The organism is Streptomyces fradiae (genome assembly GCF_041270065.1).
GTDB lineage: Bacteria > Actinomycetota > Actinomycetes > Streptomycetales > Streptomycetaceae > Streptomyces.
Map to the genome: position 1 here is coordinate 702,257 of NZ_CP065958.1, position 18,823 is coordinate 721,079.

Annotated in this window: 21 protein-coding genes; 8 read left to right on the forward strand and 13 right to left on the reverse strand. The window is 71.7% G+C overall.

Annotated elements, in window-relative coordinates; all coding sequences use genetic code 11:
• Nucleotides 1-12: 12 nt before the first annotated feature.
• From JAO84_RS03110 to JAO84_RS03130, 5 genes are all read right to left on the reverse strand, one after another.
• Nucleotides 13-1,302: an aldolase/citrate lyase family protein gene (locus JAO84_RS03110; protein ID WP_370410157.1), complete on the reverse strand. Its 1,290-nt coding sequence runs from the start codon at nucleotides 1,300-1,302 to the stop codon at nucleotides 13-15.
• Nucleotides 1,303-1,455: 153 nt separating this feature from the next.
• Nucleotides 1,456-2,418: an electron transfer flavoprotein subunit alpha/FixB family protein gene (locus JAO84_RS03115; RefSeq protein ID WP_370410159.1), complete on the reverse strand. Its 963-nt coding sequence runs from the start codon at nucleotides 2,416-2,418 to the stop codon at nucleotides 1,456-1,458.
• A gap of 71 nt (nucleotides 2,419-2,489) precedes the next feature.
• Nucleotides 2,490-3,275 (reverse strand): electron transfer flavoprotein subunit beta, encoded by a 786-nt coding sequence (locus JAO84_RS03120; RefSeq protein WP_370410161.1) that lies wholly within the window; start codon nucleotides 3,273-3,275, stop codon nucleotides 2,490-2,492.
• 199 nt (nucleotides 3,276-3,474) lie between these two features.
• Nucleotides 3,475-4,044: a flavin reductase family protein gene (locus JAO84_RS03125; RefSeq protein WP_370410163.1), complete on the reverse strand. Its 570-nt coding sequence runs from the start codon at nucleotides 4,042-4,044 to the stop codon at nucleotides 3,475-3,477.
• A gap of 219 nt (nucleotides 4,045-4,263) precedes the next feature.
• The gene (locus JAO84_RS03130) at nucleotides 4,264-4,587 is read right to left on the reverse strand and encodes a TlpA family protein disulfide reductase (protein ID WP_370410165.1); all 324 of its coding nucleotides are present in this window, start codon (nucleotides 4,585-4,587) and stop codon (nucleotides 4,264-4,266) included.
• Nucleotides 4,588-4,821: 234 nt separating this feature from the next.
• Here JAO84_RS03130 and JAO84_RS03135 point away from each other — a divergent pair, with 234 nt between their 5' ends.
• The gene (locus tag JAO84_RS03135) at nucleotides 4,822-5,559 is read left to right on the forward strand and encodes a lysophospholipid acyltransferase family protein (protein WP_370410167.1); all 738 of its coding nucleotides are present in this window, start codon (nucleotides 4,822-4,824) and stop codon (nucleotides 5,557-5,559) included.
• Between the two features lie 36 nt (nucleotides 5,560-5,595).
• Here the strand turns inward: JAO84_RS03135 and JAO84_RS03140 are convergent, their stop codons facing one another.
• The 5 genes from JAO84_RS03140 to JAO84_RS03160 form a co-directional block, all read right to left on the reverse strand.
• Entirely contained in the window at nucleotides 5,596-6,288 is a 693-nt protein-coding gene (locus tag JAO84_RS03140) for a B3/4 domain-containing protein (protein ID WP_370410169.1), read from the reverse strand.
• Nucleotides 6,285-6,902 carry a transglutaminase family protein gene (locus JAO84_RS03145; protein WP_370410171.1) on the reverse strand — a complete coding sequence of 206 codons (618 nt, stop codon included), beginning with the start codon at nucleotides 6,900-6,902 and terminating at the stop codon, nucleotides 6,285-6,287. Before JAO84_RS03145 ends, JAO84_RS03140 begins: the two co-directional genes overlap by 4 nt.
• Nucleotides 6,903-6,988: 86 nt before the next feature.
• Nucleotides 6,989-8,062, reverse strand: coding sequence for a low specificity L-threonine aldolase (locus JAO84_RS03150; protein WP_370416636.1), 1,074 nt, complete (start codon nucleotides 8,060-8,062; stop codon nucleotides 6,989-6,991).
• Nucleotides 8,059-8,820 (reverse strand): SDR family oxidoreductase, encoded by a 762-nt coding sequence (locus tag JAO84_RS03155; RefSeq protein ID WP_265866902.1) that lies wholly within the window; start codon nucleotides 8,818-8,820, stop codon nucleotides 8,059-8,061. Before JAO84_RS03155 ends, JAO84_RS03150 begins: the two co-directional genes overlap by 4 nt.
• Before the next feature lie 32 nt (nucleotides 8,821-8,852).
• Nucleotides 8,853-10,253 (reverse strand): DUF6421 family protein, encoded by a 1,401-nt coding sequence (locus tag JAO84_RS03160; protein ID WP_370410172.1) that lies wholly within the window; start codon nucleotides 10,251-10,253, stop codon nucleotides 8,853-8,855.
• 260 nt (nucleotides 10,254-10,513) lie between these two features.
• Between JAO84_RS03160 and JAO84_RS03165 the strand changes: the two genes are divergently transcribed.
• On the forward strand, nucleotides 10,514-11,197 hold the full coding sequence (locus JAO84_RS03165; protein WP_370410174.1) for a glycerophosphodiester phosphodiesterase: 684 nt from the start codon (nucleotides 10,514-10,516) through the stop codon (nucleotides 11,195-11,197).
• Between the two features lie 47 nt (nucleotides 11,198-11,244).
• On the opposite strand, the gene JAO84_RS03170 is transcribed toward JAO84_RS03165, so the two are convergent.
• Complete coding sequence (locus JAO84_RS03170; RefSeq protein ID WP_265866907.1) at nucleotides 11,245-11,799, reverse strand: GNAT family N-acetyltransferase; 555 nt, start codon at nucleotides 11,797-11,799, stop codon at nucleotides 11,245-11,247.
• A gap of 214 nt (nucleotides 11,800-12,013) precedes the next feature.
• Between JAO84_RS03170 and JAO84_RS03175 the strand changes: the two genes are divergently transcribed.
• The 4 genes from JAO84_RS03175 (at nucleotide 12,014) to JAO84_RS03190 (ending at nucleotide 15,205) form a co-directional block, all read left to right on the forward strand.
• Complete coding sequence (locus JAO84_RS03175; RefSeq protein ID WP_370410176.1) at nucleotides 12,014-12,598, forward strand: DUF5134 domain-containing protein; 585 nt, start codon at nucleotides 12,014-12,016, stop codon at nucleotides 12,596-12,598.
• Between the two features lie 87 nt (nucleotides 12,599-12,685).
• Nucleotides 12,686-13,624 (forward strand): M56 family metallopeptidase, encoded by a 939-nt coding sequence (locus JAO84_RS03180; RefSeq protein WP_370410178.1) that lies wholly within the window; start codon nucleotides 12,686-12,688, stop codon nucleotides 13,622-13,624.
• Nucleotides 13,625-13,729: 105 nt separating this feature from the next.
• The gene (locus JAO84_RS03185; protein WP_370410180.1) at nucleotides 13,730-14,404 is read left to right on the forward strand and encodes a phosphatase PAP2 family protein; all 675 of its coding nucleotides are present in this window, start codon (nucleotides 13,730-13,732) and stop codon (nucleotides 14,402-14,404) included.
• Nucleotides 14,405-14,533: 129 nt separating this feature from the next.
• Complete coding sequence (locus JAO84_RS03190) at nucleotides 14,534-15,205, forward strand: TetR/AcrR family transcriptional regulator (RefSeq protein WP_370410182.1); 672 nt, start codon at nucleotides 14,534-14,536, stop codon at nucleotides 15,203-15,205.
• On the opposite strand, the gene JAO84_RS03195 is transcribed toward JAO84_RS03190, so the two are convergent.
• Entirely contained in the window at nucleotides 15,181-16,692 is a 1,512-nt protein-coding gene (locus tag JAO84_RS03195; RefSeq protein WP_370410184.1) for an LVIVD repeat-containing protein, read from the reverse strand. The genes JAO84_RS03190 and JAO84_RS03195 overlap by 25 nt on opposite strands.
• A gap of 175 nt (nucleotides 16,693-16,867) precedes the next feature.
• Between JAO84_RS03195 and JAO84_RS03200 the strand changes: the two genes are divergently transcribed.
• On the forward strand, nucleotides 16,868-17,545 hold the full coding sequence (locus JAO84_RS03200; RefSeq protein WP_370416637.1) for a DUF305 domain-containing protein: 678 nt from the start codon (nucleotides 16,868-16,870) through the stop codon (nucleotides 17,543-17,545).
• A 188-nt stretch (nucleotides 17,546-17,733) separates the two neighbouring features.
• On the forward strand, nucleotides 17,734-18,333 hold the full coding sequence (locus tag JAO84_RS03205) for an ankyrin repeat domain-containing protein (RefSeq protein WP_370410186.1): 600 nt from the start codon (nucleotides 17,734-17,736) through the stop codon (nucleotides 18,331-18,333).
• A 4-nt stretch (nucleotides 18,334-18,337) separates the two neighbouring features.
• On the opposite strand, the gene JAO84_RS03210 is transcribed toward JAO84_RS03205, so the two are convergent.
• On the reverse strand, nucleotides 18,338-18,730 hold the full coding sequence (locus JAO84_RS03210; protein WP_265866915.1) for a helix-turn-helix transcriptional regulator: 393 nt from the start codon (nucleotides 18,728-18,730) through the stop codon (nucleotides 18,338-18,340).
• Nucleotides 18,731-18,823: the final 93 nt, after the last annotated feature.

Sequence of the window (18,823 nt, forward strand, 5' to 3'; positions counted from 1 at the left end):
GCGGGCCGAGGGTTACTGGGCGGTCGCCGTCAGGTCGCCGCGGCGCGGGGCCGCGAACCGCTCCAGGTCGGCGCGGGTCAGCCCGGTGAGGGCGTCGACCTCGGCGGTGTCGAGGGCGCCGCACTGCAGGCCGCGGAGCAGGTAGGAGGAGAGCGCCTTGGCGGTGGCGGGCTCGTCCATGACGTCGCCGCCGGCGTGGTTGGCGTAGGCGGAGAGGCGCTTGGCGGCGGTCTCGTAGCCCTCGCGGTAGAAGGCGAAGACGGCGGCGTAGCGGGTGGGGATGTGGCCCGGGTGCATGTCCCAGCCCTGGTAGTAGGCGCGGGCCAGGGCGCGGCGGGTGAGGCCGTAGTGGAGCTTCCAGGCCTCGTGGACGTGGGCGGTGGAGCCGACCGGGAGGACGTTGGTGGAGCCGTCGGAGACGCGGACGCCGGTGCCGGCCGCCGCGACCTGCATGATCGCCTTGGCGTGGTCGGCGGCCGGGTGGTCGCTGGCCTGGTAGGCGGCGGAGACGCCGAGGCAGGCGCTGTAGTCGAAGGTGCCGTAGTGCAGGCCGGTGGCGCGGCCCTCGGCGGCGTCGATCATGCGGGCGACGGTGGCGGTGCCGTCGGCGGCGAGGATGGCCTGGCTGGTCTCGATCTGGATCTCGAAGCCCAGTCGGCCCTCGTCGAGGCCGTGGGCCTTCTCGAAGGCCTCCAGGAGGCGGACGAAGGCGGTGACCTGCTCGGGGTAGGTGACCTTGGGGAGGGTGAGGACGAGGCCGTCGGGCAGCCCGCCGTGCTCCATGAGGCCGGTGAGGAAGACGTCGGTGGTGCGGATGCCGCGGTCGCGTACGGCGGACTCCATGCACTTCATCCGGATGCCCATGTACGGGGCGGCGCTGAGGTCCGCGTAGGCCTCGGTGACGATCCGGGCGGCGCGGGCGGCGTCGTGGTCCTCGTCCGTACCCGCGTAGCCGTCCTCGAAGTCGACGCGGAGGTCCTCGATGGGCTCGCGCTCCAGCTTGGCGCGGACCCGGCCGTAGACGTCCTCGGCGAGCTCGTCGGCGAGGCCGAGGACGCGGGCGAAGGTGGCGGCGTCCGGGGCGTGCTCGTCGAGGGCGGCGAGGGCCTGGTCGCCCCAGGAGCGGATGGTGCCGGCGTCGAAGACGTTGCCCGGGACGTAGACGGTGTGGACGGGCTGGCGGGTGCCGGGGTCTCCCGGGTAGCGACGGTCCAGCTCTGCGTCCACGGTGGCGAGGGAGGCGCTGATGCCCTCGCTGACCGCGCCCGCGAGGCTCGTCGACACCTTCTCCTGCTGACCCATCCCACATCCTCCTGTTTTCCGCTGCACGGAATCAACAATCCGTATAGCGAAGTTAGCCGCCGGTCCGGAGCCGCGTCAATGGGTGTCCGAAACGGCCGGGGGCCGCGCGGTGACGATCACCACGCGGCCCCCGGACCGGTACGAGTGCGCAGGTCAGCCCTTGCGGGACTGGATCTCCTGGGTCAGCTGCGGCACGACGTCGAACAGGTCGCCGACCACGCCGTAGTCGACCAGGTCGAAGATCGGCGCCTCGGCGTCCTTGTTGATCGCGACGATGGTCTTCGAGGTCTGCATACCCGCGCGGTGCTGGATCGCACCGGAGATGCCGGAGGCGATGTACAGCTGCGGCGAGACCGACTTGCCGGTCTGGCCGACCTGGTTGGAGTGCGGGTACCAGCCGGCGTCGACGGCGGCGCGGGAGGCGCCGACGGCGGCACCGAGCGAGTCGGCGAGCGCCTCGATGATGCCGAAGTTCTCGGCGCCGTTGACGCCGCGGCCGCCGGAGACCACGATCGCGGCCTCGGTCAGCTCCGGGCGGCCGGTCGACTCGCGCGGGGTGCGGGAGACGACCTTGGTGCCGTGCGCCTTCTCCGAGAAGGAGACGGCGAGGGCCTCGACCGTGCCGGCGGCCGGGGCGGCCTCCACGGGGGCCGAGTTCGGCTTGACCGTGATGACCGGGGTGCCCTTGGAGACACGGGACTTGGTGGTGTACGAGGCGGCGAACGCGGACTGCGTCGCGACCGGGCCCTCGGCGCCGGCCTCGAGGTCCACGGCGTCGGTGATGATGCCGGAGCCGATGCGGACGGCGAGGCGGGCGGCGATCTCCTTGCCCTCGGCGGAGGACGGGACGAGCACGGCGGCCGGGGAGACGGCCTCGTACGCGGCCTGGAGGGCCTCGACCTTCGGGACGACGAGGTACTCGGCGAACTCGGGGGCGTCGGCGGTGAGGACCTTCACGGCACCGTGCTCGGCGAGCGCGGCGGCGGTGTCGGCGGCGCCGTTGCCGAGCGCGACGGCGACCGGCTCGCCGAGGCGGCGGGCCAGCGTCAGCAGCTCCAGGGTGGGCTTGCGGACGGCTCCGTCGACGTGGTCGACGTAGACGAGAATCTCAGCCATGGGACTTCAATCTCCTGCGGAAGAAACGGGGGAGGTCGGGGAAACAGCGAACGGCGCGGTTCGCGCGGGCCTTAAATGAACTTCTGGCCCGCGAGGAACTCGGCCAGCTGCTTGCCGCCCTCGCCCTCGTCCGTGACGATCGTGCCCTTGCTGCGGGCCGGGCGCTCGTTCGCCTCGTCGACCTTGGTCCAGGAGCCCTCCAGGCCGACCTCGTCCGCCTCGATGTCGAGGTCGGACAGGTCCAGGGACTCCACCGGCTTCTTCTTGGCGGCCATGATGCCCTTGAAGGACGGGTAGCGGGCCTCGCCCGACTGGTCCGTCACGGAGACGACGGCCGGGAGGGCGGCCTCCAGCTGCTCGGAGGCGGTGTCGCCGTCACGGCGGCCGGTGACCTTGCCGTCCTCGACCTTGACCTCGGAGAGCAGGGTGACCTGCGGGACGCCCAGGCGCTCGGCCAGGATCGCCGGGAGGACGCCCATGGTGCCGTCGGTGGAGGCCATGCCGGCGATGACGACGTCGTAGCCGGTCTTCTCGATCGCCTTGGCGAGCACCAGCGAGGTGCCCATGACGTCGGTGCCGTGCAGGTCGTCGTCCTCGACGTGGACGGCCTTGTCGGCGCCCATGGACAGCGCCTTGCGCAGGGCGTCCTTGGCGTCCTCCGGGCCGACCGTGAGGACGGTGACCTCGGCGTCGTCCGCCTCTTCGGCGATCTGCAGCGCCTGCTCGACCGCGTACTCGTCGAGCTCCGAAAGGAGGCCGTCGACGTCGTCGCGGTCGACCGTCAGGTCGTCCGCGAACTTCCGGTCGCCCGTGGCGTCCGGCACGTACTTCACACAGACAACGATCCTCAAGCTCACGCCGGCTCTCCTACTGCATCGTCATAACTGGGCTGCCTTGTTGCTCGCAGCATAGGCGCCTGAAGGGCGGGTTTCCGGTCGGGGCGTCCGACGCCCCGAGCGAAATATTACTCGCCAGTACACCCAGTTCGTTACCAGTGAGCAAGCGCTCAGCCGTGTGACCTTGCCAACGCCCCCGACCGGGCTCGTACGGGAACTCTCAGTCGCGCAGGGCGTTGAAGCGCCCCTGGTGGTAGAGCAGCGGACGGCCCGCGCCGTCCGGGTCGCCGGCCACGGCCTCGGCGATGACGATCCGGTGGTCGCCGGCCGGGACCCTGGCCACCACCCGGCACACCAGCCAGGCGAGCACCCCGCCGAGGACCGGCACGCCCTCGGGGCCGTGGCTCCAGCGGGTGGGCGCGGCGAAGCGGTCGGCACCGCTGCGGGCGAACGTGGCCGCCAGGTCCCCCTGGTGCTCGCCGAGTATGTGCACGCCGATGTGCTCGGCGCCGGCGAGGACGGGCCAGCTGGAGGAGCCGGTGCCCACGCCGAAGGAGATCAGCGGGGGTTCGGCGGCGACGGAGTTGAGCGAGGTGGCGGTGAAGCCGACCGGGCGCCCCTCGCCGTACGCGGTGACGACCGCGACCCCGGCGGCGTGCCGGCGGAAGACGGAGCGCAGCAGTTCGGGCGAGCCGGGGCGCGGGGCGCCGGCGAGGACGGAGGGGGCCGAGATGGCGGAGGTGGCGGAGGGAATCGTCGGGAGCGTGCGGAGCTCGGGCGAGACCGTCATGGAGTTGTCCTTCTGCGGGGGCGGGGTGCGAGAGGTCGGGGGTTCGTCAGACACCCGGACAGCGCGCGCTCGCGTTGCGGGCCAGGTCCACGTGGGCCCGGCCGTAGAGAAGGAGTTCTTGAGCCATTACGCCAGACTGACGATCGTTGACGTGTGCAGTCAAGTGCGTACCGGTATCTGGGAGCAGCGTCACGGCCCTCCGCGAACGCCGTCACGGCGTCAGACGGCGCGACCGAGCGCGGCGATGACATCGGCCTTACGGGGCTGCCCGGTGGCGCGGCGGACGATCCGGCCGTCCCGGTCGAGGACCAGGACGGTGGGCGTACGGACGATGCCGAGGGCTCGTACGAGGTCGAGCCGCTCCTCGGCGTCGATCTCCACGTGGCCGACGCCCTCGACCATGGCGGCGACCTCGGCGAGGGTGCGGCGGGTGGCCCGGCAGGGCTGGCAGAAGGCGGTGGAGAACTGGACCAGGGTGGCCTTCTCCCCCAGTTCGGCGCCCAGTTCCGCCACGCCGAGGGCCTCGCCCGGGACTTCGGTCATCCGCTTCGCTCCTCCTCGTATCCGCTCGGTCGTTCTGCCTGGTCCAGCGCCCGGCGGGACCGTTCAATTCCCGCCATGACCACCCGGAGTGACGAGAATCTCCCCGTACGAAGCCGTCAGGACTGGTCACGGGCTCCCACATGGGGCACGATCTGCCCAAAGCCGAAAACCTACGGCCGCGTAACTTCGCCGGGAGAACCCTCCCCGGGCACAGACGTAAGGGGTTCCTCCCAGATGGCAGAGCTCGTCTATCGGCCGGTCATCGGCGTCGCCAAGACCATGTTCAAGGCGCTGGACCTGAAGATCGACACCCAGGGGTCGCAGCACATCCCCCGCCAGGGCGGCGCGGTGCTCGTGAGCAATCACATCAGCTATCTGGACTTCATCTTCACCGGTCTGGCCGCGCTGCCGCAGAAGCGTCTGGTGCGCTTCATGGCGAAGGAGTCGGTGTTCCGGCACAAGGTGTCGGGGCCGCTGATGCGCTCGATGAAGCACATCCCGGTGGACCGCTCGCAGGGCGAGCACGCCTACCAGCACGCGCTGAGCGCGCTGCGCTCGGGCGAGCTCGTGGGTGTCTTCCCCGAGGCGACCATCTCGCAGTCGTTCACGCTGAAGAGCTTCAAGTCGGGTGCGGCGCGCCTCGCGCAGGAGGCCGGTGTGCCGCTGATCCCGATGGCGCTGTGGGGCACCCAGCGGGTGTGGACCAAGGGCCGGCCGCGGAACTTCAAGCGCAGCCACATCCCGATCACCATCCGGGTCGGCGAGCCGGTGGAGGCGCCGGCCGACCAGTACGCGGGCGCGATCACCCGGCGGCTGCGGGAGCGGGTGCAGGAGCTCCTTGAGGCGGCGCAGCGGGCCTACCCGGTGCGCCCCAAGGACGCGGGCGACACCTGGTGGGTGCCCGCGCACCTCGGGGGCACGGCGCCGACGCCGGAGGAGCTGAAGGCCGCGGAGCGCCGCGAGCAGCAGTAGCCCCCGGGGCGCGCCCTCAGCGGCTCACCAGCAGGCTCACTCGGGGTCGCGGACGGTGATCCGGGCCCCGGGGCTGACCTTCACGAGCAGCTCGGCGAGTTCGTCGCCGGCCGCGCGGAGCTCGTCGACGGTCATCGGCGCGAGCGATTCCAGCAGGAAGAGCGCGTCGGTGGTGTCGTCGTCGATGCGGGTGCGCGGGCCCTGGCGCCAGTTCCAGCGACGGCAGGTGACGCCCGCCTCGTCGCACCAGACGACCTCGCCCGTCTCGGGGTGCTCGACGGTCTGCTCGCCGCCGGAGACGGTGACGAACTCCTCCTCGCCGGTGGCCCGGATCAGCCGCATGCCGCCCTGGATCCGGTTCAGGTCCTCGCCGCCGACCGGGATCAGATGGGCGACGCTGATCGCGTTGTAGGCGTCGACGAGCCGGTTGATCCGCGGCAGTCCGCCGTCCGCGAGGGCGCGCTTGGCGAGCGCCTCGGCGGAGTTGCGGGTACGGGAGGGCTTGGCGCCGAAGGCCGTGTACGCGGCGCGCCAGGCGGCCACGTGCGGGTCCTGGTCCGGGGTGCGCCCGTCGAGCCGCGCCGCGAGCCGCCGGGCGGCGTCGTCGAGCAGGGCCGAACTGGTCGCGTCGCTGGGCCCGTTGACCAGTCCGTGGGCCTCGACGGCGAGGTGGGTGAAGCCGGGCACGAGGGTGCGGACCTCGTCGGAGACGGTGAGCGTCAGGGTCATGATCCGCCGTTCGGGGTCGGGAGTGCGGTGGGGAAGATCGTCCAGAGGTGGGGCCGGTCGGCGGCCGCCTGCAGGGCGTCCAGCACGACCGGATGAGGTCCAGCATAAAGCACTGGGTAGTCCACTTCACTGAACTCCGCCCGCACGGGCCAGGCCAGCCGCTCCTCATCGAGGGAGAACCGCGCGTCCACCCCGGGCTTGTTGCCCCGCGGATCCAGCCGGGACCACCGGGACCGCCCGGGCAGCAGGACGGCGACGAGGCCGTGCACCATCGGGTCGACGCCGTCCTCGGTCAGCCGCTGGTAGCAGAAGGCCGTGGGGACGCCCCGGGCGCGCAGGAGCGCGGCGAGGGCGTGCGACTTGGAGACACAGATGCCGTTGCGGGTGGCGAGGACCTCGGAGGCGCGCCAGGGGACCCTCGGGTCTCCGGAGTCGGCGGAGTGCGGGATGGTGTCGCGGATGAACTCGTAGGCGGCTTCGGCGTATGAGTATGCGTCGGGGCGCTCCACCCAGAGCCGGTCGGCGGTCTCCCGTACCAGCGGGTGGGCGTGGTCGACCGCCTCGTCGGCGGCCAGGTAAGCAGAGATGTCAGGGTTCTGCTGGATGAGCTCCATGCGTCGCGAGCATAGGAATGCGGCCGGACGGAAGTCAATGACTTTCCATCCGACCGCATATCCATGCAGCGTCGCGCCAGGGACGGCTAGCGCGACATCTCTTCCTTCAGCGCCTGGAGGAAGGCGTCGACGTCGTCCTCCGTGGTGTCGAAGGAGCACATCCAGCGGACGTCGCCGGCCGCCTCGTCCCAGAAGTAGAAGCGGAAACGCTCCTGCAGGCGTCGGCTGACCTCGTGCGGGAGCCGGGCGAAGACCGCGTTGGCCTGCACCGGGTAGAGGATCTCCACGCCGTCCACGCCCCGCACGCCGGCCGCGAGGCGCTGGGCCATCGCGTTGGCGTGACTGGCGTTGCGCAGCCACAGGTCCTTGGCGAGCAGCGCCTCCAACTGGACCGACACGAAGCGCATCTTGGAGGCGAGCTGCATGGACAGCTTGCGCAGGTGCTTCATGTGGCTGACCGCGTCCGGGTTGAGGACGACCACGGCCTCGCCGAACATCATGCCGTTCTTGGTGCCGCCGTACGAGAGGACGTCGACGCCGACCGCGTTGGTGAACGCGCGCATCGGCACGTTCAGGGACGCGGCCGCGTTGGCTATCCGGGCGCCGTCGAGGTGGACCTTCATGCCCTTGGCGTGGGCGTGCTCCACGATCGCGCGGATCTCCTCGACCGTGTAGACGGTGCCGAGCTCGGTGTTCTGGGTGATCGAGACGACCTGCGGCATCGCCCGGTGCTCGTCCTCCCAGCCCCAGGCCTGCCGGTCGATCAGCTCGGGGGTGAGCTTGCCGTCCGGGGTGGGCACGGTGAGCAGCTTGAGGCCGCCCATCCGCTCGGGTGCGCCGCCCTCGTCCACGTTGATGTGCGCGGACTCGGCGCAGATCACCGCGCCCCAGCGGTCGGTGAGCGCCTGCAGCGCGGTCACGTTGGCCCCGGTCCCGTTGAAGACGGGGAACGCCTCGGCCGTGGGGCCGAAGTGGCTGTGCATGATCCGCTGCAGATGATCGGTGTACTGGTCCTCGCCGTAGGCGACCTGGTGGCCGCCGTTGGCGAGGGCGATGGCCGCGAGGACCTCCGGATGGACTCCGGCGTAGTTGTCGCTGGCGAAGCCGCGGACCGAGGGGTCGTGGTGACGACGGGCATCGGTCCGCGAGGCCGCGGTCAGGGCTTGGGGGTCAGCCACAGGCGCTGTCCATTCACTTCCTGTGCGGGCCGGTCCCAGAGTCCGGCGACGGCGTCGGCCAGTTCCTTGACGTCGGTGAAGCCCGCGAACTTCGCATTGGGGCGCTCCGCGCGCATCGCGTCGTGCACCAGTGCCTTGATCACCAGGATCGCAGCGGCCGCCTGCGGCCCCTCGTCGCCCCCCAGTTTGCGGAAGGAGTCCGCCATGGCGAGCGTCCAGGCCTCGGCCGCGGCCTTGCCGGCGTTGTACGCGGCGTTGTTGGCCTGCGGCTTGTGCGCGCCGACCTGGCTGATCAGCGCGTAGCGGCCGCGGCCGCCGCTGCGCAGCAGTCCGTCGTGGAAGGCGAGCGAGGTGTGCTGGACCGTGCGGATCAGGAGCTTCTCCAGGAAGTCCCAGTCCTTGAGGTCGGTCTCGGCGAAGGAGGGCGCGCCGCGCCAGCCGCCGACGAGGTGGACCAGGCCGTCGACCCGGCCGAACTCCTTCTCGGTCTTGGCGGCCCACTCTCGGGTGGCCTCCAGATCGAGCAGGTCGACCGTGTCGCCGGTGACCGTGGCGCCGCCGTGGGCGTAGCGGGCGGCGTCGACGGCCTCGGCGAGCCGCGCCGGGTCGGCGTCGGAGGCGACCACGGTCGCGCCCGCCTCGGCGAGCCGCAGCAGGGTCGCGCGGCCGGCCGGGCCGGCCGCGCCGGCGACCGCGATGACGGCGCCGTCGAGCGGCCCACCGTTTCCGTTGGCGTTCATGGACGACTCCTCCGTGAGCTCCGTACCGTCGGTCACGCGGCGGCCCGCTCGGGCATGTCCGCGGCGGTGATGCCCTTGGTGTCGGCGATCACGCCCTTCATCTTCTTGGAGAGTGCCTCAAAGAACATGCTGAGCGGAAACTCGTCCGGAAGCACGTCGTCGACGAGCTTGCGCGGCGGGAGGGAGACGTCGAGGGCGTCGGGGCCCTTGGCCCACTTGGAGCCCGGGTGCGGGGCGAGGTAGGTGGAGACCAGCTCGTACGCCTTGAACCAGTGCACCAGCTTGGGGCGGTCGATGCCGTCGCGGTAGAGGGTCTCGATCTCGCCGCAGAGCTGGTTGGTGACCTCGGGAGCGCGCTGCCAGTCGATGGTCAGCGTGTTGTCGGTCCAACGCACCACGTCGTGCTTGTGGAGGTAGGCGAAGAGCAGCTGACCGCCGAGGCCGTCGTAGTTGCGGGTGCGGTCGCCGGTGAGCGGGAAGCGGAACATCCGGTCGAAGAGCACCGCGTACTGCACGTCACGGCCGTGCTCGTTGCCCTCGGCCTCCAGCTGCACCGACGCCTTGAACGCGGTCAGGTCGCAGCGCAGCTCCTCCAGGCCGTACATCCAGAACGGCTGGCGCTGCTTGATCATGAACGGGTCGAAGGGCAGGTCACCGCGGCTGTGGGCGCGGTCGTGGACCAGGTCCCACAGGGCGAAGGCCTGCTCGCAGCGCTTCTGGTCGCCGAGCATGGCGGCGATGTCCTCGGGGAGCTCCAGGCCGAGGGTGTCGACGGCGGCCTCGGTCACCTTGCGGAAGCGCGCGGCCTCGCGGTCGCAGAAGATGCCACCCCAGGTGAAGCGCTCCGGGACCTCGCGGACGGCGACGGTCTCCGGGAAGAGGACGGCCGAGTTGGTGTCGTACCCGGCGGTGAAGTCCTCGAAGGTGATGCCGATGTAGCCCGGGTTGTCGAAGCGGGCGGCCTCCAGCTCGGAGAGCCACTCCGGCCACACCATGCGGAGGACGACGGCCTCGAAGTTGCGGTCCGGGTTGCCGTTCTGCGTGTACATCGGGAAGACGACGAGGTGCTGCAGCCCGTCCCGCCGGTCGGCGGCCGGGTGGAAGGCCAGCAGCGCGTCGAGGAAGTCCGGCACCTCGAAGCCCGCGGCGGCCCACTTGCGCAGGTCGGCGACGAGGGCGCGGTGGTACGCGGCGTCGTGCGGGAGCAGCGGGGAGAGCTGCTCGACCGCGGCGACCATGCGCTCGACGGTCTGCTCGGCGAGGGCACGGGCCGGGGCGCCCTCGGCGGCGAAGTCGATGGAGCCGTCCGCGCTCTGCCAGGGGCGGAGCTCCTCCACGGCATTCTTGAGCTCGGTCCAGGCAGGGTGGTCGACCACCACGGTGTCGGCGGCTATCCCCTCACCGGTCACGTCCTGCACAAGAATTTCCGTCATTTCTCTTCCTCCACAGGAGAACCTTGCGTCAACCCACCGTAACCAGGGACGGGCCCGCCTCACAAGGGGAGCAGGAAAAATTCTCCTGCCACACCCCCGGTGTCACCGCTAATTTTCCTGTCTGGTGGGGTGTGAAGCCGAGAAATGCGGGGTTCCGCGCGCCCGCTTCCCGTTTCGTCCCCAGCTACTAGGCTGCGCCAAGGAGCCGATCGGCGCCCGGCACGGCCGGGGCTGCGGACCTCGACGGAAGCGAGAAGATCTTGAGTTTCCTCACCATCGGTCACCGCGGAGTCATGGGCGTCGCGCCCGAGAACACCCTGCTCTCCTTCGTCCGGGCCGAGCGGGCCGGCATGGACGCCATCGAACTCGACCTCCACCTCAGCAAGGACGGCGCGCTCGTCGTCATGCACGACGCCGACGTCGACCGGACCACGGACGGCACCGGACCGATCGCCGGCAAGACGCTCGCGGAGCTGAAGGAGCTCGACGCGGGCGCCGGGGAGCGGATCCCGGTCTTCGAGGAGGTCCTGGCGGCGGTCCGGGCCCCGCTCCAGGCCGAGATCAAGGACGTCGCGGCGGCCCGGGCGCTGGCCGAGGTGATCGACGGGCGCGGGCTGACCGGGCGGGTGGAGGTGCTGTCCTTCCACGACGAGGCCCTCGCGGAGATCCGCGGCCTGGTCCCCGGGGTACGCACCGCGCTGGTCGCCGACCGGGAACAGGACGAGGTGACGGAGCGCGCGCTCGCGGTCGGCGCGGCGGCGCTCGTCCTCAACATCCGGCACGTCACCCTGCACACCGTCGACAAGGCGCACCGGGCGGGGCTCCGGGTGATCGGCTGGGTGGTGAACAGCCAGGACGATCTGCGGCTCGCCCGGGCCCTGGGCCTCGACGGCGCCACCACCGACCGCCCGGAGATCCGCAGCACGGGCCGCTTCACGGCCTGAGCGCGGCCGCCGGGCCGTGACGCTGGGCCGGGGCGCCGGGGCGCGGCTCAGCCGAGAGGCTTCACCAGGAGCTCGAACTCCAGGTCGTCGCGCTGCGGCACGCCGAAGCGCTCGTCGCCGTACGGGAAGGGGGTCATCCGGCCCGTACGGCGGTAGCCGCGCCGCTCGTACCAGGCGATCAGCTCCTCGCGCACCGAGATCACCGTCATGTGCATCTCGCGCACGTCCCACAGCTCGCGCACCCGGCGCTCGGCCTCGGTGATGATCTGCCGGCCGAGACCGGCACCCTGGAGCTCGGGGCTGACCGCGAACATGCCGAAGTAGGCGGCCTCGCCGCGGTGTTCCAGCTGGCAGCAGGCGACGATCACGCCGTCCCGTTCCACCACCATCAGCCGGCTGCCGGCCGTGGTGATGACCGCCGCGACACCCTCGGCGTCCGTGCGCTGCCCCTGCAGGATGTCCGCCTCGGTGGTCCAGCCGGCCCGGCTGGAGTCGCCCCGGTAGGCCGACTCGACGAGCGGGACGAGGGCTGGCACGTCGTCCAGGACGGCGTCGCGGTAGGTCACGGGGGCGGCGGTCAGCCGGGGCGCGGCGGTGTCCATGGTGTGCGGGTCTCCCCTCGGGCGCGGACGATCGACGGACGCGATCGCTCCCGAGCCTAGGCCATTGGCTTGTGGATCTCGGCCGGTCCGCGACGCCTGGCGCGCGCCCCCGCACTCCCCCTCGTACACCCGTGCGCGCCCGTACGCCCGCGTGACCGTGCGGACCGGCGGGCATGCACGGAGCGTCGGGACCGCGAGGAGGGGGGTGTGCGGCGTGCACGGACCGGCGTTGTCCGGGTGGCTGCTCGTGGCGCTGTGCGCGGCCAGCGGGGCGTACTGCCTGCTGCGGATGCGGGCGGGCGGGGCGGCTGAGCGGGGTGCGGCCGGGAGCGAGGCCGTGATGGGCTTCGGCATGGCCGCGATGGCCCTGCCGGCCGCGGTGCTCACCCCGCCGGAGTGGAGCTGGGTGCTGTACGCGGGGGTGTTCGGCCTCGCCGCGCTGCACGGGCTCGTCGCGGCGGTGCGCCACGGCGGGCACCATCTGCACCATCTGGTGGGCTCGCTCGCGATGGTCTACATGGCGCTCGCGATGGCCGCGGCCCCCGTCGGGGCGGGCGGGCACGCGGGGCACGGCGCGGCGGCCGGCGCGACCGGCGGCATACCCGTGCTCACGGGGGTGCTGCTCGCCTATTACGGGGTGTACGTGCTGCGTTCGGGCGCCCGGCTGGTGCCGGCGGCCGCCGCCACGGGGGCGGTGCGCATGCGGACCGGCATCGCGGGCACCGCCGCCGGGGAACTGACGCTGGTGTGCCGGTTGTCGATGGGGCTCGCGATGCTGGCGATGCTGCTCGCGCTCTGACCTCGGGGGGCGAATCAAACCGTGGCGTGCGTCACTTGCTGCGCGAGGCCATACCCCGGCCTGGTACCGCACTCATAGGCTGACGTCATGTTGGTCTCCCTCGCGCTGCTCGTGCTCGGCGTCCTGACCGCCGTCGTCGCCCCGCGACTTCTCGCGCGGGCCGACTGGGTGGAACGGGAACCCGTGGTGGCGCTGTGGGTGTGGCAGTGCGTGGTGGCCGGCGTGCTGCTGAGCTTCGCGCTGTCCATGACGTTCAGCGCGTCGGCGGCCTGGCAGGAGGTGCGCGGCCAGGTCTTCGCGCCCGCGCCGCGTGCCGTCATCGAGGCGTACGAGCTGGGGACGGACGGCCCGTGGTCGGCGGCGCTCGCCGTGGTCCTCGCGGCCGGCGGGCTGTGGACCGGGGCGATGCTGGGCCGCGAGATCGGCCGGGCGCGGGCCCGCCGCAGGCAGCGCCGTGCCGAACTGCTCGTCCGGGCGCCGCTGTTGCCCGGCGAGGAGCCCTCGGGCGGCGCCCGGCTCGTGGTCCTGGAGGGCGAGCGGTCGGACGCCTGGTGGCTGCCCGGCGGGACGCCGCGGCTGGTCATCACCACGGCCGCGCTGCGCCGGCTCAAGGGCCGGCAGCTGGACGCGGTGCTCGCGCACGAGCAGGGACACGCCCGGGCGCGGCACGACTGGCTGCTGCACTGCGCGGCGGCGCTCGCGGACGGTTTCCCGGGCGTGCCGGTCTTCGCGGCCTTCCGCGGCGAGATGCACCGTCTGGTGGAGCTGGCGGCCGACGATGTCGCCTCGCGCCGTTTCGGGCGGCTCACGGTGGCCCTGGCCCTGGTGGAACTCAACGAGGACCGCGGCGTGTTCGGCCCCGGCACAGCGCCGGACGCCGGGCTTCCGGAGCGGGTGAACCGGCTGCTCAGCGCCACTCCGCGGCTGACCGCGGGCCGCCGGCTGCGGCTCACGGCCGCGGCGTCGCTCGTCCCGGTGGTCCCAGTGCTGGTGGCCTTCGTGCCGGCGCTGCGCGCCCTCGGCTGACCGCTGTCCACAGTCCCCTGTCCCCGGTCCGCGACCGACCGCCGTGTACGACGCGGCCGACCCCGCGCGCACGCCGCCGGCCCGCCGTCGGGCAGGATGCGGGCCATGCGCATCTCCGCCGTCGTGTCCGGCGCCCTGGGCGTGCTGCTCCTCGTCCTCGTGACGGTGGGGTGGTCCCCGTTGCTCTCCTTCGACCGGGAGGTGTCCGACGCCCTGCACCGCCACGCGGCGGCCCATCCCGGCTTCACCCAGGTCAACCGGATCCTGACGGACTGGGTCTGGGACCCGTGGACGATGCGCGCGCTGACCCTGCTGGCGGTGGTCTGGCTGCTGCGCCGGGGCGAGCGGCTGCTCGCGCTGTGGATCACCGGCGCCACCCTGCTCGCCTGGCTGCTCCAGCAGGGCCTGAAGACGGCGGTGGGGCGGGGGCGCCCGCAGTGGCCGGATCCCGTCGACTCGGCGCCGTACGCGGCGTTCCCCTCCGGCCACGCCATGACGGCGGCGGTCGCCTGCGGGCTGCTGCTCTGGGTGCTGGCGCTGCGCTGGAAGGAGGGGTGGCGGGGCTGGGGCACGCTCGCCGGGGCGGCGGTGGTGTCCGTGCTCGGCGTGGGCTGGACCCGGGTCTATCTGGGCGTCCACTGGACCTCGGACGTCCTGGCCGGCTGGCTGTTCGGCTGGTGCTGCGCGGCCGTGACGATCATCACGTACCGCCTGGTGGCGGCGGATGGACCGCCGGCCGCGGAGCCGGGTGCCGGGAGCAGAATGGAAGGCACACGATGAAGCCGCCTGTCCTGGACGATCCCCCGCGTCGCCCAGAACAGACGGCAGGTCCCGCCGCCGGCCACGAGGGCGCGACGACAGGACGCGCTGAGTATATTGGCTCGGAGCCAGTCAACGCAGGAGTCCAGCATGTCCCCGCGTAGCGCATCGGTCAATGAAGAGCTTCGGCGGCGCTCCCGTGACCGGATCCTTGCGGCCACCGTGGACCTCGTCTCGGAGCGCGGTTACGAGGCGACGACCCTCGGGGACATCGCCGAGCGGGCCGGATCGGCCCGTGGCCTGGTCTCGTACTACTTCCCGGGCAAGCGCCAGCTGCTGCAGTCCGCCGTGCACCGGCTGATGCACCGGACCCTGGAGGCGGCCCTGGAGCGCGAGCCGCGCCCGGAGGACGGCCGGGAGCGGCTCGCCCGGGCGATCGACGCGATCCTGGGGCTCGCCGAGGAGCGGCCGGTGCTCATGCGGACGCACATGGCGGGGATCCTGCAGGCGGAGGGTTTCGTGCGCTGTCCGGAGCAGCAGCGGCTCGCGACGCTGCTGCGGGACACCGTCGAGCGGTACGGCTCCGAGGACGTGGAGACCGACTACCCGCTGCTGCGGGCGCTGCTCATGGGCGCGGTGTTCGCGCTGCTGCTGCCGGGGGCGCCGATGCCGGCGGCCCGGCTGCGCGCGGAGCTGTTCCAGCGGTACGGCCTGGACTGGGAGCTCGGCGTGCCGCCGGGCGGGGGTCCGCCCGGCGGCACGCGTGCGATCGGTCCGTTGCCGGCGAGGGTCGGACGTCAGTCCTCGAAGTCCTCGAAGTAGTCCGGCTGGGTCTGGACGTTGAGTTCGTCCATCCGGATCCGCTGCGCCTTGTCGGTGCGCTTGTCGCTGAGCTTCAGCACGTCGAAGCCCTTGACCAGGTCGTTCGAGTAGATGAAGCCGTTGTAGTAGTAGGCGGACCAGGAACCGCCGCCGACCAGGGTGGTGTCGGAGATCGGGCCGCGCTCGAAGTACGCGATCTCCTTCGGCCGGCGGGAGTCGGTGAAGTCCCAGACGGAGATGCCGCCCTGGTACCAGGCCTGGACCATGATGTCCTTGCCCCTGACCGGGATCAGCGAGCCGTTGTGGGCGACACAGTTCTCGGTGTCGGCCTGGTGGCGCGGGATCTTGAAGTAGCTGCGGAAGACCAGCTTGCGCTTGTCGCCCTTGCTGACGATGTCGTAGATGCCGTCCGCGCCGCGGTTCGGGCCGACGGCCGCGTTGCAGGTGGCCGCGCCGCCGCCGCCGAGCTCGTCGGTGAAGACGACCTTGTCGGCCTTCTGGTTGAAGGTCGCGGAGTGCCAGAACGCGAAGTTGACGTTGTCCTGGACCCGGTCGATCACCCGGGGCTGCTCGGGGTTCTTGATGTCGAACAGGATGCCGTCGCCCATGCAGGCGCCGGCGGCCAGGTCCTTGCCGGGGAGCACGGTGATGTCGTGGCAGCCGGTGGTCTTGGAGACGCCCGGGTTGGTGGGCGCGCCGGGGTTGCCGCCGCCGTCGGGGCCCTCGCCGGGGAACAGCACGGGGAAGCCGACGACCTTGGCCTGCTCGGGAGCGTTGCGCGGGACCTTGATCACGGAGATGCCGTCGTGCGGGGGCTGGCAGTCCGGGAACGCGGCGTTGGGCGAGTAGGAGGAGACGTAGATGTACACGTTCCCGCGGTCGGGCACCAGGGTGTGGGTGTGCGAGCCGCAGGAGGTCTCGACGGCGGCGACGTACTTCGGGTTGGCGATGTCGCTGATGTCGAAGATCTTCATGCCCTCCCAGGATTCCTTCACCGAGGCGGGCTGCGACGTGCTGGCGCAGGAGTTGTCGCTTCGGGAGGAGTCAGTGGAGAGGAAGAGCAGGTTGCCGGAGACCGACACGTCGTTCTGTGATCCGGGGCAGAGCACCTGGGTGACGGTCTTCGGGGCCTTCGGGTTGCTGATGTCGAAGATCCGGAAGCCGTCGTAGTTCCCGGCGAAGGCGTACTTGCCTTGGAACGCCAGGTCCGAGTTGGTGCCCTTGAGGGCGTCCTTGGGGATGTTGACGAGATGTTCGATGTTGGCGCTGTGGACGATCTCGTCCACGCCGGGTATCTCACCGTTGGCGATGGCGGCACGGGCGTCGGCCGCCTGCTCCGCGGTGACGTCGTTCCGCACGGGCGCGTCGCCCGGGTCGGGTGTGGCGGCCGCGGGTCCTGCGGCGAGCAGTCCGATCAGCAGCCCCGCCACGGCGGTCGCCGCGCCCAGGCCTCTGATCCGTGCACGCGGGGTACTCGTGGTACGCACGAAGTCACTCCGTCCTCTCTGGATCTCGTTCGCAGTTGAACGACGGATGGACCCCGGCAGTATCTTCCTTAGCGTGCACATCTCAACAGATGGCAACAGAGAAGTAATGCGTTTTCCTCGAACCGCCGCCGTTGACCGAGTGACCGAAGTTGTCCGAGTGACCGAAGTCGCCGAAGTGCCTTGGGAGGTCGCGTTGTCGAACCACCGTGTCCGTGGTGCCCTCGCCGTGCTGCTCGCCGCCTGTGCCGTATTCGCCCTGGGAGCCTGCGAGTCGGGGTCCGACGAGAACAAGCCGGTTTCCGGATCCGGGAGTTCGGGGAAGAACCCGGCGATCGTGGCACCCGGCAAGCCCGGTGAGCCCGCCCGGCGGGTCTCGCCGGAGGAGGCGGCCCGGATGATGCCGGACGAGCGCCCCAACGGCGCCGACTACAGCTATGTGCAGATGATGATCGAGCACCACCGTCAGGCCCTCACCATGACCGCGCTCGCCCCGCAGCGCGCGAAGGACCCGCAGGTCCGCAAGGTCGCCGAGCGGATCTCGGCGGCGCAGGGGCCGGAGATCGGGGCGATGGAGGGCTGGCTGAAGAACAACGGCGGTCCGCGTCCGACGACCGGCCATGACCACCACACCATGCCGGGCATGGCGACCGAGGCGCAGCTCGCGCAGCTGCGGGGCGCCAAGGGGGCGGCCTTCGACAGCCTGTTCCTGAAGCTGATGATCACCCACCACGACGGGGCGATCACGATGGCGGCGGACGTGCTGAGCCAGGGCAACAACGTGCTCGTGGAGGAGATGGCGAGCGATGTGATCGCGCAGCAGTCGGCCGAGATCGACCGGATGCGGTCGCTGTAGGGGCCGGCTCGGGGGCTCGGGGTCAGCCGATCGGTTGACCCCGTGGTCGGCCGGGCGGCCGCCGGGAACGGGCCGGCGGGCGGAGTCGCCTCCAGGGGTACGGGGCCGAGGATGGAGCAGGGGCCGCGCACCGGCCCTCGCCGCACCGTCCCGACGGCCCCGAACCCTGATCCCCGAGGAGCCCCCACATGCCCGGTCCCGCCGACCTGAGCCTGCTCGCCGCCGCCCGCCGGGGCGATCCGGCCGCGGTGCGCGCCGCGCTCGACGCGGGCGCCCGCGTCGAGGCCCGGGACGAGGAGCTGCGCACCCCGCTGCTGCTCGCCGCGCTTGGCGACCATGTGGCGGCGGCCCGCGAGCTGGTGGCGGCCGGCGCGGACGTGAACGCGCAGGACGCCCGGCACGACAGTGCGTGGCTGGTCACCGGTGTGACCGGCAGCGTGGCGATGATGCGCGCGCTGCTGGCCGCCGATCCGGGCCCGGACCTGAAGCTGCGCAACCGCTTCGGCGGCATCAGCCTCGTCCCGGCCGCCGAGCGCGGCCACGTCGCCTATGTCCAGGCGTTGCTGCGGGAGACCGACATCGACGTCGACCACGTCAACGACCTGGGCTGGACGGCCCTCCTGGAGGCGGTCATCCTCGGCGACGGCGGCCGCGCCCACCAGAAGGTGGTGGCGCTGCTGCTCGCCGCCGGCGCCGACCGGAGCCTCGCGGACGCCGAAGGCGTCACCGCGCTCGCCCACGCCGGGCGCCGCGGCTTCACGGAGATCGCCGATCTGTTGCGGGGCTGAGGTTCTACTCCTCGCCCAGGCGGGCGGACTGGGCCTCGGTGGCGGTGAGGATGCTGTCCAGGAGGCCCGGGAAGAGGGCTTCGAGGTCGTCGCGGCGGAGGGTGTTGAGCTTGGTCGTGCCGCGGTAGAGCTGGCGGACCACGCCGCTCTCGCGCAGGACGCGGAAGTGGTGGGTGGTGGTCGACTTGGTGACCGGCAGGACGAAGGACGAGCAGGCGAACTCCTCGCCCTCGCCGCGGACCATGTCCCGGACGATCCGGAGCCGGACCGCGTCGGAGAGGGCGTGGAGCACGGCTTCGAGGCGGATCTCGGCGCGCTCGGGGTGCTCCAGGACCCGGGGGTTGGTCGCGGTGGTCACGGCGGCGGCTCCACGGCTGTCGGGGTCGGGGGACTTCATTGTACGAGAGTTCTCGTAGTTTGACAGGTGCCGTACTACGATGCGTATCGTACGAGCGTCAGTCCGAGGCAGCATCCGTCACGCCGACGAGGA

Bases quoted from the DNA above. Each gene is read 5' to 3' on its own strand.
- JAO84_RS03170 (WP_265866907.1), bottom strand. From the start codon at position 11,799: ATGGACACCGCCGCGCCCCGGCTGACCGCCGCCCCCGTGACCTACCGC.
- JAO84_RS03135 (WP_370410167.1), top strand. From the start codon at position 4,822: ATGGCAGAGCTCGTCTATCGGCCGGTCATCGGCGTCGCCAAGACCATG.
- JAO84_RS03155 (WP_265866902.1), bottom strand. From the start codon at position 8,820: ATGAACGCCAACGGAAACGGTGGGCCGCTCGACGGCGCCGTCATCGCG.
- JAO84_RS03145 (WP_370410171.1), bottom strand. From the start codon at position 6,902: ATGGAGCTCATCCAGCAGAACCCTGACATCTCTGCTTACCTGGCCGCC.
- JAO84_RS03130 (WP_370410165.1), bottom strand. From the start codon at position 4,587: ATGACCGAAGTCCCGGGCGAGGCCCTCGGCGTGGCGGAACTGGGCGCC.
- JAO84_RS03210 (WP_265866915.1), bottom strand. From the start codon at position 18,730: ATGAAGTCCCCCGACCCCGACAGCCGTGGAGCCGCCGCCGTGACCACC.
- JAO84_RS03180 (WP_370410178.1), top strand. From the start codon at position 12,686: ATGTTGGTCTCCCTCGCGCTGCTCGTGCTCGGCGTCCTGACCGCCGTC.
- JAO84_RS03140 (WP_370410169.1), bottom strand. From the start codon at position 6,288: ATGACCCTGACGCTCACCGTCTCCGACGAGGTCCGCACCCTCGTGCCC.
- JAO84_RS03125 (WP_370410163.1), bottom strand. From the start codon at position 4,044: ATGACGGTCTCGCCCGAGCTCCGCACGCTCCCGACGATTCCCTCCGCC.
- JAO84_RS03185 (WP_370410180.1), top strand. From the start codon at position 13,730: ATGCGCATCTCCGCCGTCGTGTCCGGCGCCCTGGGCGTGCTGCTCCTC.
- JAO84_RS03160 (WP_370410172.1), bottom strand. From the start codon at position 10,253: ATGACGGAAATTCTTGTGCAGGACGTGACCGGTGAGGGGATAGCCGCC.
- JAO84_RS03190 (WP_370410182.1), top strand. From the start codon at position 14,534: ATGTCCCCGCGTAGCGCATCGGTCAATGAAGAGCTTCGGCGGCGCTCC.
- JAO84_RS03115 (WP_370410159.1), bottom strand. From the start codon at position 2,418: ATGGCTGAGATTCTCGTCTACGTCGACCACGTCGACGGAGCCGTCCGC.
- JAO84_RS03110 (WP_370410157.1), bottom strand. From the start codon at position 1,302: ATGGGTCAGCAGGAGAAGGTGTCGACGAGCCTCGCGGGCGCGGTCAGC.
- JAO84_RS03205 (WP_370410186.1), top strand. From the start codon at position 17,734: ATGCCCGGTCCCGCCGACCTGAGCCTGCTCGCCGCCGCCCGCCGGGGC.